We start from the raw sequence: 12,999 nt of genomic DNA, 5'->3' as shown, positions 1-12,999 counted from the left end.
GGTGCTACCTCGGTGTCGTTTCGGTGTCAGGTGCGGGATCGTGCGGGACGCCGTCGAGCAGCGTCGAGACGGTGTGGGCGGCGTCGCGCCGCCACAGGTGGGCGGCGAGGGCGATGCCGGAGGCGACGTCGTCGGGGCGGGCCGCGCCGTGGCAGACCACCACCGTGCCGGCCACGCCGAGCAGGGCGGCCGCGCGGGGGGCGCCACCGCTCGCCGGGGGCCCGCCGGCCATCGCGTACGCGCCCTCGATGGCCTTGAGCAGCACGTTACCGGTGAAGCCGTCGGTGACCACGACGTCGGCGCGGGTGCCGACGGAGACGTCGTACCCCTCGACGAGGCCGACGTAGCGTGCGCCGCACGGCAGCGGCGTGGCGGCGAGCACGGGATCGGCGGCCCGGCGCAGCCGGTCGCCCTTGCCGGTCTCGGTGCCGACGGAGAGCAGTCCGACCCGGGGCGCGGCGACGGCGTGCGCCACGGCGGCGTACGCGGCGCCGAGGACGGCGTGCCGGGCCAGGGCGGCGGTACCGGCGTCGAGGCTGCCGCCGACGTCGACCAGGACCACCGGGCCGGCCACGGCGGGCAGGGTGGCCACCAGGGCGGGCCGGCGTACCCCGGTCCAGCGACCGAGGCCGAGCGCGGCGGCGGTGACGGTGGCGCCGGTCGAGCCGGCGGAGACGAGCGCGTCGGCGATCCCGTCGCGGACGGCGTTGACCGCCGAGCGGACGGTGCTCTCGGCCCGGGCGGCGGTGGGGTGGTCGGCCATGCCGACGGCGGTCCGCACCGGGCGGACGGTGACCCGGGCCCGCTGCTCCGGGTCCAGCGCAGCGATCAGCCCGTCGGCGACCTCGGTCGGTCCGACGAGCAGCAGGTGCAGGTCAGGGTCGCTGCGCACTGCTCGCAGAGCGCCGTCAACCACGACGGCGGGAGCATCGTCCCCGCCGAGGAGGTCAACGGCGATCCGCGCGGTGCCCGACTCCGTCGGTCCGCCGGCCGTGCGGCGGGCGGCAGCGGACGGAGCCGGGGCACCGGGCGTGAGCCTTGGTGTGCGCGCCACCCGACCGCTGGTCGGGGGCGTCACTCGGCGTCCAGGTCAGACCTCGAGGACCTGGCGGCCGTTGTAGGTGCCGCAGACGGAGCAGGCGGCGTGCGGGAGCTTCGCCGACTTGCACTGCGGGCAGGCCACGGTCGCGACCGCCGAGGCCTTCCAGTTCGCCCGGCGGGCGCGGGTGTTGCTGCGCGACATCTTGCGCTTGGGGACGGCCACGGTTCTTACTCCTCTGTACGGGTCAGTTGCGACAGGCCCGCCCAACGCGGGTCGATCTGCTGGTGACTGTGGTCGGCCGGCAGATCGTCCCAGTGCACCCCACACTCGGGGCACAAGCCTGGGCAGTCCTCCCGGCAGAGCGGGTTGGTCGGCAGCGCGAGCACCACCGCGTCCCGCAGCGCCGGCTCCAGGTCGATCAGATCGCCCTGCATCCGGCCCACCTCGAACTCGTCGGTCGTGTCGTCCGTGGTGCTGTTCTCGTACGCGTACAGCTCCTGGATCGTCACGGCCACCGAGTCGTCGATCTCGCGCAGGCAGCGGCCGCACTCGCCCTTGACGGGACCGCTGACGGTCCCGGAGACGAGCACGCCCTCGGACACCGACTCCAACCTCAGGTCGAGGTCGAGGTCCGCGCCCTCCGGCACGCTGATCAACTCCACGCCGAGGTCCGCCGGTGCCGGAGCGACCCGCTTGACCGTACGCAGAGCACCAGGTCGACGCGGCAGTTCCCTCGTGTCGAGGACCAGCGGCGACCTGGGATCGAGTGGGTTCGGCGAGTGCTTGGGCATAGTTAGACTCCGGCCGGTGAGAGGCCGACAAAAAAGGTTACCTGGATGACGGGCGGACCGTCGAACCGGGGGCGTCTTCCCCGGTCCGGCGGCTGCCGGCTGTCGGCTGCCGGCCCGCGCACGTCGCTCAGAAGGGTAGCGGGCGGTCCGCCTCGTCCCCGGCGAAGGTGCCGATCTCCCGCAGCGCGTGCATCTTGTCCCGGCCGCGCTCTATCGAGGCCAGCGCCCGGGTCAGGAACTGCTCGAAGTTGGCCAGCGCGGTGTCGACGTAGTCGTCCACCTCGTCGCGCAGGCGCTGCGCCTCGGCGCGGGCCTCGCCGATGATCCGGGCGCCCTCGTGCTCGGCGGACACCGTGATCTCGTTCACCGAGACCAGGCGGGCGTGTTCCGCCTCACCCTCGCTGATGATCCGGTCGGCCTCCCGCTTGCCGGCCTCCATGATCTTGTCGCGCTCCTCGAGCAGGGCGGCGGCCCGGCGCAGGTCGGCCGGGAGTTCCGCGCGCAGCTCGTCGAGGGCCGCGATCATCTCGCCCCGGTCGACCATGCAGTTGTTGCGCGACATCGGGACGGAGCGGGCCTGCTCCACCATGGCGATCAGTTCGTCGATGCGATCGAGCGGGTCCACCGGTACCTCACTCCTGTCCTCGTCGGCCACCTACATGATGCGGCCTGCGCCCCGCTTCGGCGCTGCCCCCCATCATGTCGCCCCCACCCCACCCCACGCCTCTCCACCCCGACCCGGCGCGTCGCCCCACCCGCCCCGCTCTCCGCGATCTTGCACTTCCGGCCCCGTCATATCAGGACAAAAGGGGCGGCGGGCGGGCCGCAAGTGCAAGATCGGCGCGGGGTGGGGTGGGGGTGGGGTGGGTCAGGGGGTGGGGTCAAGGCGGGCGGCGAGTTGGGCGCGGACGGTGTCGGGGACGTGGGCGGAGATGTCGCCGCCCCACTTGGCCACGTCCTTGACCAGGCTGGAGGAGAGGAACGAGTAGAGCGGGTTGGTCGGCATGAAGAGGGTCTCCACGCCGGCCAGGCCGATGTTCATCTGCGCCATCTGCAGCTCGTAGTCGAAGTCGCTGACCGCGCGCAGGCCCTTGATCAGCACGCTCGCCTGCTGGGCGCGGCAGAAGTCCACCAGCAGCCCGCGGAACGACTCGACCCGGACGTTGTCGTACGACGAGGTCACCTCGCGGAGCATGTCGATCCGCTCCTCGACGGTGAACAGACCCTGCTTCGACTGGTTGACCAGCACTCCGACGATCACCTCGTCGAACAGCCGGCTGGCCCGGCCGATGATGTCGAGGTGTCCGTTGGTGACCGGGTCGAACGAGCCCGGACAGACCGCACGTCTCATGATCGGCGACCGTACCAAAGGGTGGTCTCGCCATAGCGGCGACTGCGCTCACCAGTGAGCCCTTCCACCCAGTCGACCGCCCGGGTGCGACTCGACCGCTCCACCACCACGAGGGCGTCCGGGGCCAGCCAGCCGCCGTCGACCAGCGCGGCCAGCAGCGCGGTGATCTCCTCGTCGGGTACGGCGTACGGCGGGTCGGCGAAGACCACGTCGTACGGCCCACCGTCCGGGCCGGCCGCGAGCACGGTGGACACCTTGCCGGTGACCAGGCGGGCGGCCGGGGCGGCACGCAGCGCGGCGACGTTCTCCCGGATCACCCGGGCGGCCCGCGCGTCGGACTCGACCAGCAGCACGTGCGCCGCACCCCGGGACAGCGCCTCCAGGCCGACCGCGCCCGAACCGGCGTAGAGGTCGGCGAAGCGCGCCCCGGCCAGCTCGGTCCCGGCCTGCACGGCACTGAACAGGGCCTCCCGGACCCGGTCCGAGGTGGGACGGGTGCCGGCGCCGGGCGGTGCGGCGATCCGCCGCCCGCCGAACGTCCCGGCCACGATCCGGGTCACCGGTTGCTCCTGCGCATAACCCCAGACGCTACGCGACGCCCGGATCCGTTCCGACGACGGTGCGTACGCCCGGACGGAACAGGTGATCACCGACGGTGCATCAATGATCTCGAATTCATAACAACGTTCGGATATCACCCGGCTCGAAGTAACACCCTCTGTGCGTATCTCGCTAGGGTCTGCCCGGTTGTCGGCTCGTCGCGTCGCCGCACAGACCTCGCACCTCCTCGTGCGCGCCCCGGGCCCGACGTCAGCCATCCCGAACCCCCTCGATCCGGGAGTACCCGTGACCCGTACCAGGCTGTCGCTGCGGCGACCGCTCGCCGTGCTGGGGGCCACCCTGCTCGGCCTGACCGCGGCCTTCGCCCTCACCGCGCCGGCGAGCGCCACCAACACCTCGCCGTCCCCCTCGGCCTCCCCGAGCGCCACCGACTCGCCCTCGGCGAGCCCGAGCGCGTCGGCGGAGCCGACGCCGGAGTGCGTCAAGGCGGCCGACGCGCGCTACACCCACACCTTCGACGGCCCGCAGGGCAAGGCGTCGATCACGCTGACCAACGGTCCGCTCTGCGCCGGCGAGGAGCAGGAACTCGCCCTGGTGTCCTACGTGACCCCGTCGGCGAAGTTCGCCGTTCCCCAGTACGTGCTCGACACCTCCGTCAAGAAGTTCACGGGCGTGCGCGAGGGTGAGATCGGGGTGGCCACCCTGGACTTCCAGGTGGAGGTCCCGAACTGCTACACCCAGGTCGACTTCGTGTTCGGCAGCAAGATCATCGACCCGCTTACCGACACCAGCGACCGGTACGGCGACCGCAAGGTCGGCAGCGCCAGCGGCATCGGCCACCGGTCCACCGGCCCGCAGGCCTGGTACAACGGCGGTTCCGGCACCTGCACCGCCGCGCCCGAGGTGATCGCCCAGTCCGACTGCGACGGCAACGTCGAGCTGACCCTGGTCAACCGGACGGGCAACGCCGCCGCCGAGTTCACCATCACCGGCAGCGGCGGCTTCACCGAGAAGGTGACCGTCCCGATGCGCAAGATCGAGACCCGGAAGCTCACCCCGGCCCAGGCGCAGCAGATCACCGTCACCGCGCCGGGCATGAAGGACTTCACCGGTGGCTGGCAGAAGCCGGCGGACTGCCAGCAGCCCGAGGTCGGCGTGCCGGACGGCAGCTACGAGTCGACCTGCACCGAGATGACCTTCCGGATCGTCAACCCCGAGGACGGCGCGACCGTCACCTCGGTGTTCACCTCGAACAAGGGCGAGACGAAGAACCTGACGGTCGAGCCCGGCCGTACCGGCACCGTGAGCTTCAAGGCGGTCAAGGGGCTCACCGTGACCGTCACCGGTGACCTCGACTCCGGTGGCCCGCTGGCCTGGGAGCAGCCCAAGGGCTGCCCGAGCGGCGGCACCGGTGGCGGCGCCGAGGAGCCGGGCCTGCCGGTGACCGGCCCGCAGGCCGGGGCCATCGCGGGCGGGGCGCTGCTGCTCCTGGCCGCCGGCGCGGTGCTCTTCGTGATCGCCCGCCGTCGTCGGGTCCGCTTCACCGCCTGACGTAACGCCTGAGCCGAGGGCGCGTCGACCACCCGGTCGGCGCGCCCTCGCGCCTTTCACAGGTCAACGGCTGAATGAGCGCTCATCCGGTCGAGGCCGGTGGGACCGGCTCACCGACGCCCGGACCCGTGCACATCCCGCGGGCGAGACAGCCCATGGGTCAGGCCCGTCCCGGAAGGTCGTCGCGGGCGATCTCGATGTGCTCACGTATCGACAGGCACGAAGGCAGCGACAGGGCGACGTCGAAGGCGCGCTCGACGTCACCGAGCACACCTTCGACATGCACCGCACACATGAGAAGTATGTCCACGCAGCTGGCGTTCCCTGACGCGAACAGCTCCTCGACGAAGACGTCCCGCCGAGCCGCCATCATCTCGACACACGTCCGTACCGAGGCCCTGCCGACCACCTCGTTGTCGATGTGCTCCTCATAGCCGGAGGCAATGACGTTCAGGAGATCAAGGATCGACTTGCGACCGGGCGGCGGCGCCAGATCCATCGCGACCAGCAGGCATGAGGTGACCGGTACGGCCGCCTCGGACAGCCTTCCGTCCACGGCGAGCACGTTGTCCAGCCGCCAGTACCCCGCCAACGCCTGCTCGTCGGACTCCGCAGCGGCCAACGCCAGGATGGCCGCCGGGAGCTTCGAGCCGTCACCCGTGAACGTCCGGTAGGCGGTCCAGTCATGTCTGGCCAGTTCGGCCGAGAGGTTCGGGTCAGTCTCTGCCCCCGGGCGCATCAGCCTCCACCTTCACACCTAGTCGGGGTCGTTGATCCGGAGCCAGTCGGACTCGAAGGTCGTCTCCGGAGAGACATTCTCCCTGCCCCACGTGAGCTCACAACTGATGCACACCGCCCGCGGACTCAGGAAGTTGGACTTGCGCAGCAGCACCGGGGTCGTTCGCATCACCTTCGCCGGATCACCACCGAGGGCGTTGATCACGCACGTCTCGGCGCATCCGGCGGCCGACGACGCCGCAGCCGCGTACTCGCCGGTCTCCATGTTGTAGCCGCCGATGGCGACGTTCGGCATCTTCCTGTTCGACACCGACCGCTGGAGCTGGGTGGCCAGACCGTCGCGAGCCTGAATTGCGGCGCCCTCGAGCTCCTCGGGCGAAAGCCCGGTCGACTTGTTGACCCCCGTGCCGATGCAGTTGTGCACGAGTACCGGCGTGCCGCCGGCGACGACGTAGTACGTGTGGAGGTCGGCGACAGTCAGGTCCCGCATCCAGTGCAGGCCGGTCCAGGTACGGACGCTGACGACGAGCTGGCTGGCCCGCCCGCCGGCGTCGCGTAGCTGGTCGCCGGGGACCAGGTCCGATGCCTCGACCCACTGCTGCCGGTCGGCGGCCCAGAACGGGTGGTGCCAGGTGGTGTGCAGGACGGTGCTGGCACCCGTCTTCGCGTCCTTGACGGTGACGTCGGCCAGATCCCGGTCGGCGTTGCGGTGCAGGACGGTGACCAGCTTCGCGACCCGCTTGCCGGTCTGCGGATCGGTGGCGAGCACCTTGTCGCCGACGCGGACGTCCTTGATCGCCTTGGTGCTGCCGTCGGCCATCAGGACCCGCGTCCTCGGGTCGAAGCTGTGGCAGTTGGTGACAGCTCCCTCCGCCGCGCCTGCGGACGCCTTACTGGCCGAACTGCGGAAGGCGTTGCGGGTGAGGCCGCTGACGATCGCGCCGGCCTCCTTCTTGGCCGCCGCGCCGCCGGCCGCCGCCGCCGCCCGTGCGCCGGCCCCGGACAGCAGCGACGAGACCCCGGCCTTGATGGCCTGACCGGCGACGGAACCCAGGCCGCCCATCACACCGCCGACGACCGCGCCGACGGCGCCCTGTATCAGCATTCCGCCGAGGCTGAAGTTGCCCTTGTGCTCGACTTTCGTCTCGATCGCGTAGGTGACCATGTTGCCGGCGGCTCCGGCGAGCGCGCCGCAGGCGACCGCGCCGACGCCGGTCCAGCCGATGGCCGCGCCGCAGCCGACGCCGACGACCACCCCGACGGCCGCGCCGGCGATCGCCGCCTTGTGGTCGTCGACCCAGTTGGCGGTGGCGGTGAAGCCGTGGTGCAGCTTGCACTTCCAGTCGCAGTGCTTGTGGTGCGGCGGCGGCTTCGGGGTGGTGGGGGGCGGGGGCGTGGCACTGGCCGGCGGCGGGGGCGTGCTGGAGCAGTACCCGCACCCGTCCGCGATGATCATCTGGCCGGACGGGTCGGCGCGGACCACCGGGTCGTTGTCCCCGTAGGCGTAGCCCTCCATCGACTGCGGGTCGCTGTGGTCCAGCACCGGGTCGAGCGAGATGAACCGACCCAGCGCCGGGTCGTACTCGCGGGCGCCCACGTGGGTCAGGCCGGTCGACTCGACGGTGCCACCGACGAAGCCCTTGGTGTTGGCCCAGGTGACCACCGGGCCGCGGGGGGTGCCGAACGGGGTCTGCCGGCGGATCGTGGCGACCTGGGTCTGCTCGTCGAGGGTGACGTCCTGGGTGCCCTGGTGGTCGCTGGCCAGCCAGGTCAGTCCGCTACTGGTCCGCTGCGCGACGGTGCCGCCACCGAACTGGTAGTACCGGGTGCAGGTGGTGGTCGCGCTGCTGTTCGAGTAGCGCAGTTCCTGGTCCGGCAGGTAGAGCGTCCGGCCGGTGGTGTCCCGGCTGACCAGGCGGTTGCCGTCGGCGTCGTAGAGGTAGCTGACCGTGCCGGCGGTGTCGGTGACGCTCTGCAGGTGCCCCTCGGCGTCCCAGATCAGGCTCTGGGTGCCGTGTGGGCCGGGCCGGGTCTTGGTGTTACCGGCCTTGTCGTACGTGTACGCGGCGGTGTGCGTACCCGTGCCGTCGGTCGTGGTGGTGCCGCGCAGCACGTGCGGCTGCCCGGCGGTGGGGTCGCTCGGCGCGCTGTCGGTGAACTGGTAGTCGGTGGTGGCCTGCCCGGCGGGCGTGACGTGGTCGACGAGCTGCTGACGGGCCCCGCCGGCGGTGTACCTGTAGGTCTGCCAGTACGGTGCCGGGCCACCGAGCGCGCCCGTGGACGGGGCGGTCGCGCAGTCGTCGGCGGTCGGCGTCCAGGCGTCCTGGAGCCGCTGGTAGCGGTCGTAGCTGAAGCACTGGATGTCGGTGAAGCCGCCGCCGGTCGGCGTGTCGGCGATCTTGGTGACGTTGCCGGCGTCGTCGTAGCTGTAGTGCATGTCGGTGACCGTGTTCGGCGCCAGGCCGTCGCGGTGCACGCTGATCTCGTTGAGCCGGCCGGTGGTCTGGTCGGTCTCGAAGTTCAGGTAGGCCCGTGAGCCGAGACTGGTGAACAGGCCGGTGTAGAGCGTGTACTGGGTGGCGTGCGCCAGCGCGTCGTAACGGCTGTCCGAGACGATGCTCGACTCGGCCCGGGTGCCGTAGAGGTCGGTCAGGCTGAGCGGCTGGTCGGAGTCGGTGTAGTGGTAGAGCACGCTCTCGGCCTGCAGATCCCCGCTGGCCGGGTAGCTGAGCCCGCTGACGCTGCCGTCCGGGTTGTAGCCCGAGCCGTAGACGTAGGTGCCGCCGAGGCCAGTCTCCGCGCTGGGGATCGTCACGCTGCTGACCAGCGGTTGGTAGCGCCTGTCGTACTGCTTCACCGCCTTGACGTAGCGACGGCTGGAGTCGATCCGGCTGGCCTGGTAGAGCTGCCCCTTCACCGGCGTCACGCCGTCGTCGAAGGTCGCCTGGTCGTAGTCCCACTGCGAGAGCTGGCCGCTGGAGGTGGGGCTGGTGCCCTTGTAGAGCGCGGTCTTGCGGCCCAACGCGTCGTAGGTGTAGGTGAGCGAGACCGTGTTCGCGTCGGTGCTGCCGGTGATCTGTCCGGCGTTGTCGTAGCGCTTGGTGGACCGGCCGCCGTCCGGGTCGGTCACGCTGGTCTGTCGGCCGCGCACGTCATAGCCGTAGGACCACTTGCTGCCGTCCGGGATGGTGACCGAGTCGAGCAGGCCGCGCCGGTTGTAGGCGAAGTCGGTGTGGTCGAAGTCGGTGCCGGTGGCCGACCGGGTCGGGTAGCGGCGCAGCTGCACGGTGCGGTCCCGAGCGTCGGTCCAGGTCGAGCCGGCGGTCGCGCCGACCGGCGGTACGACGTCGGTGTGGTCGCCGCCGTAGATCATGGTGGTGCGCCAGCGTTCGACGCCCTTCGGCTGGAACAGCGAGGTGACCGGCCGCCCCGCGCCGTCGTAGACGGTGGCTGTCTGGTTCGGCACGTCCTGCTGGATCAGCGGCTGCACCAGGTCGGTGCCCGGCGCGCCGGTCCTGTCGTAGTAGGCGCCGTAGTCCAGCACCTTGCGGCCGGCGGCGTCGTAGAAGCTGTCGGTCAGGATCCGGCCGCCGGACGGCGAGGCCGTCTGGGTCTGCCGGGGCCGCAGCAGCCCGTCGTAGAGGCTGTACGACTTCGTGACGCCGCCCTTGGGGTTCAGGTGGCTGGTCGTCACCGCGTTCACGCCGGTGGTGCGGATCAGGTAGTCGTACGCGGTGTCGGGGGTGTCGGTGGCGGGGTTGCGGCCCGGCAGCCACACCTTGGTGAGCCGGCCCAGACCGTCGTAGCGCACCGTCGTGCTGAGCTGGTTGACGTCGCTGGTCGTGGTGGCCAGCCCCCAGGCCGGCTCGACCGTGGTGGTGGTGGTCCAGCCCATCGGGTTGGTGTCGACGGTCTGGGTGACCGGGCCGGTGCGCAGCGGCGTGTAGGTGGTCGCCGAGTGCCGGTCCAGGGCGTCCCACGAGTCGACGGCCCGCCCGAGGTCGTCGTAGCCGGTCCGGGTCACCTGGGCGTACGTCGGGCTGCCACTGTTGTACGCGGTCATCTGGTCGGTCTCGGTGACGTCGCCCTTGGTCGGCGCGACCCCGTAGGCGTGCCCGTCGTAGAGGGTGCGCCCGTCGCCGATCACGTCGGCCTCGACCACCGTGCCGGCCGCCTTGGCGCAGTCCAGCGCGTACGTCTGCACCCGGTGCGGCAGCGCCAGCAGCCAGGCCGAGGTGTTGCGCGGCTCGAAGGTGGTCACCGTGCACTGCTCGTCGCCGGTGACCGCCTCGTCGCCCGCGTCGTCCTCCTTGACCACCATGCCGTACTGGTCGAAGGTGCTCTTGGTGTAGGTCTTGCGGACCCACGGCGCGTGGTCGAGCGTGACCCGGGTGTGGGTGCCCTCGGTGTTGACGTAGCGGGCCTCCACGGTCGCCCCGGCGATGGTCCGGGTCGCGGTGGGCGCGGACTGCCACGGGTCGTGGATCTCGCCGGAGACCTCGGCGCCGCCGGGCCCGAGGAAGGTGCGCGACTCGCGGGTCATCCCGGCGTACGCGTCCTCGTCCGGCACCGACCCGCCCTGGGAGTCGGTGACCGACACCGACCGGGTGCCGCTGGGCAGGTGGTCGCCGTTCATGCCGCGGAAGTAGGTCGTCTCGGCGTACGTCTGCCCGCCGGGGTCACCGGTGGTCACCCCGACCTTGGCGTAGCCGCGCCACTGCGACCAGGTCTTGGCCTCGTCCGGGATCAGCCCGTCGTCGTCGGTGTAGTGCCAGGCCGGCGCGCCGAAGTAGGTGTAGTGGTGCAGCACCCGGGTCGAGCCGCCGGTCCGGTCGGTCTCGGTGACCTCGTTGACCACGTACCGGTTGAAGTAGTCGGTCTTCTCCGGGAAGCCCGGCGGGGTCCAGCGGACCGGATAGCACCGCTTGGTGTTGTTCTCCGGCGACGCCGGCATGCTCTGCCCGGCCACGCAGTCGGTGTCCAGGTAGTCGACGTGCACGATCGCGCCGGTCTCGCTGTTGATGTCGGTCAGCCGCATCCAGTTCATCGGGGGCGAGTTGTCGACCGTGTCGACCCGGTTGGGCATGGCCTTGCCGGTGAAGGTGACGTCCGGCAGCGAGGTCGCCGTGCCGACCAGGCCGGTGTGGCTGATCCGGGCCAGCCACAGGCCGGCCCGGGTGCCGTCCTGGGGATCCGGGTACGAGTGGGTCAGCGTCCACCGCTCGACGTCGCGGAACTTGGCGGTGGGCGCGTCGTAGACGCTCGTGGTGACGGTGGTGAGGCGTCGGGTGGTGTAGAACGACGGCATCCGGGCGTCGCAGGTGGTGCTGCTCGTGCAGGCCAGGTCCCACGGGGTGTCCGGCCAGTGCGCGGCGTCGTGGGTGGTGCAGCCGCTCAGGCAACGGTCGCCGTAGCCGAAGTCGACCCGCGCGGCGGCGTGCCCGGTGAGGACGGTGTCCTTGCCGGTGGCCAGGTCCGGCTCGACCCGGGTGCCGTAGCTGACGTGGTCGAGGTTGCCGCTGCGCAGGTACGACTCCACCTTGCCGGAGCCGAGCGACTGGTAGTTGTTCGACTCGGTGGTGTACCAGTACGACATGGTGTTGCCGTGCGGGTCCACCACGTAGTCGAGGTTCCACCGCCACGCCTGCGTGCAGGACGACGCGCTGAACGCCGTCTGGTGGCAGGGCTCCCCGGTGTGGTTGCCGAAGACCGGCACGGTCCAGGTGGAGGCGGTGGTGGCACCGGAGGTCCAGCCGGGCAGCTTGTTACGGCCGAACCAGTACTGGGTGCCGTTGACGGTGGTCACGACCCACCACTCGCCGTTGCGCGCGCCGTTGTCGGCGCCGGTCCGGCGCTCGATCCGGGAGCCGTCGTCGTGCCGCAGGTGCCACAGGTTCGGGTCGGTGGCGTCCTTGATCAGGTCACCACCGGCACCGTTGAGGCTCAGCGAGGCGTTGTCGGTGGCCCAGCACTGGTCGTCGGCGTCCTTGTCGCCGGTGCCGGCGTTGTTGCCGTTCTTCGTGTCGTCCCGGCAGGTCTTGTAGCGGCGCTCGATGAAGCCGCCGGTGCCCAGCTCGAACCCCTCGCCGACCTCGGTGGGCTGGTTGTTGGAGGCGACCATCCGCCCGTCGACCGCCTGCGACGAGTAGCCGAGCTCGACCGTCGGGACCGGGCCGCCCAGTGCCGGGGGCACCCGCATCGGGAACGACCAGTTGAAGTTGCCGGACGAGCTGCCCGCCGACCAGGTGCCGGAGGAGGAGAGCTTGGTGGCCCCGTAGCTGCCGGACGACCCGGACGGTGACGCGGTCAACGCCATCAGCTGGGTGGCGCCGACCGTCACGTCCGCGGTGACCCGCTCGGCGGCCGGGTCGTTGCGGGTCGGCAGCGGCGTGCCCCGGCACTCGACGCGCTGCGGGCTCGCCAGCGCGCACTCGGGCAGCCGGACCAGCCGCAACCGGGTCGACCAGTCCGCGCCGTACGCGGTGGCGAAGCGGCCGTAGTCGACCGCGACGCCGACCGGGGCGACGGCAGTCGCGCCGTCGCCGCGCCCGACCCGGAACAGCAGCCCCGGTACGCCCGCCCGGGCGGCGGCCGCCCGGTCCAGCACCTCGACGTGCATCCGGGCCGGCGGTGCCGCCGACCGCGCGGCGGGCCCGGCGGCCGGGGCGCGGAAGGAGACCGGCGTACCGGTCGGCGCGGTGAGCGCGGCGTCGCCACTGGCGGCGGCTGGCCACACCGGCGCCGGGAGGGCGGCCGCCTGCCGCAGGTGGTCGACCGGCGCCGGCTTCGCCGGCACCTTCTTCACCCGGATGCTGGGCTGCTGCGCCGCCTTCGGCGGGGTGTACGGCTTCGGCCTGGCGGCGACGGCCGGCTGCTGGTGCATGGTGACGACCAGGACGGTCGTGACCAGCATGCCGAGGATCGCCCGGGGACGGGACAGGCGGGAGCGCACCGATGACCTCCGC

At 71.6% G+C, this 12,999-nt stretch carries 9 protein-coding genes; 1 reads left to right on the top strand and 8 read right to left on the bottom strand.

Going from position 1 to position 12,999, the window contains the following annotated elements; genetic code table 11:
• Positions 1 to 4: 4 nt before the first annotated feature.
• From GA0070611_RS29520 to rsmD, 6 genes are all read right to left on the bottom strand, one after another.
• Positions 5 to 958 (bottom strand): phosphate acyltransferase PlsX, encoded by a 954-nt coding sequence (locus GA0070611_RS29520; RefSeq protein ID WP_231921578.1) that lies wholly within the window; start codon positions 956 to 958, stop codon positions 5 to 7.
• Between the two features lie 132 nt (positions 959 to 1,090).
• On the bottom strand, positions 1,091 to 1,264 hold the full coding sequence (gene rpmF / locus GA0070611_RS29515) for a 50S ribosomal protein L32 (protein ID WP_030500827.1): 174 nt from the start codon (positions 1,262 to 1,264) through the stop codon (positions 1,091 to 1,093).
• 5 nt (positions 1,265 to 1,269) lie between these two features.
• A complete protein-coding gene (locus tag GA0070611_RS29510; RefSeq protein WP_091671679.1) occupies positions 1,270 to 1,833 on the bottom strand; it encodes a YceD family protein in 564 nt (187 codons plus the stop codon).
• A 127-nt stretch (positions 1,834 to 1,960) separates the two neighbouring features.
• Complete coding sequence (locus tag GA0070611_RS29505) at positions 1,961 to 2,458, bottom strand: hypothetical protein (protein WP_091671676.1); 498 nt, start codon at positions 2,456 to 2,458, stop codon at positions 1,961 to 1,963.
• 243 nt (positions 2,459 to 2,701) lie between these two features.
• Positions 2,702 to 3,184 carry a pantetheine-phosphate adenylyltransferase gene (gene coaD, locus GA0070611_RS29500; protein WP_091671673.1) on the bottom strand — a complete coding sequence of 161 codons (483 nt, stop codon included), beginning with the start codon at positions 3,182 to 3,184 and terminating at the stop codon, positions 2,702 to 2,704.
• Positions 3,181 to 3,744: a 16S rRNA (guanine(966)-N(2))-methyltransferase RsmD gene (gene rsmD / locus GA0070611_RS29495; protein ID WP_091671671.1), complete on the bottom strand. Its 564-nt coding sequence runs from the start codon at positions 3,742 to 3,744 to the stop codon at positions 3,181 to 3,183. The genes coaD and rsmD overlap by 4 nt, the downstream gene beginning before the upstream one ends.
• Positions 3,745 to 4,030: 286 nt before the next feature.
• Here rsmD and GA0070611_RS29490 point away from each other — a divergent pair, with 286 nt between their 5' ends.
• Entirely contained in the window at positions 4,031 to 5,296 is a 1,266-nt protein-coding gene (locus GA0070611_RS29490; RefSeq protein WP_091671669.1) for a hypothetical protein, read from the top strand.
• Between the two features lie 160 nt (positions 5,297 to 5,456).
• Here GA0070611_RS29490 and GA0070611_RS29485 read toward each other — a convergent pair whose 3' ends face one another.
• Both GA0070611_RS29485 and GA0070611_RS29480 read right to left on the bottom strand, forming a co-directional pair.
• Entirely contained in the window at positions 5,457 to 6,035 is a 579-nt protein-coding gene (locus GA0070611_RS29485; protein WP_091671667.1) for a hypothetical protein, read from the bottom strand.
• Positions 6,036 to 6,053: 18 nt separating this feature from the next.
• Positions 6,054 to 12,986: a polymorphic toxin-type HINT domain-containing protein gene (locus tag GA0070611_RS29480; RefSeq protein ID WP_157740419.1), complete on the bottom strand. Its 6,933-nt coding sequence runs from the start codon at positions 12,984 to 12,986 to the stop codon at positions 6,054 to 6,056.
• Positions 12,987 to 12,999 lie beyond the last annotated feature (13 nt).

The sequence above is a fragment of the Micromonospora auratinigra genome (assembly GCF_900089595.1).
Lineage (GTDB): Bacteria > Actinomycetota > Actinomycetes > Mycobacteriales > Micromonosporaceae > Micromonospora > Micromonospora auratinigra.
The sequence above is the reverse complement of the archived record's forward strand: the minus strand, read 5'-3'. Positions and strand labels throughout refer to the sequence as shown.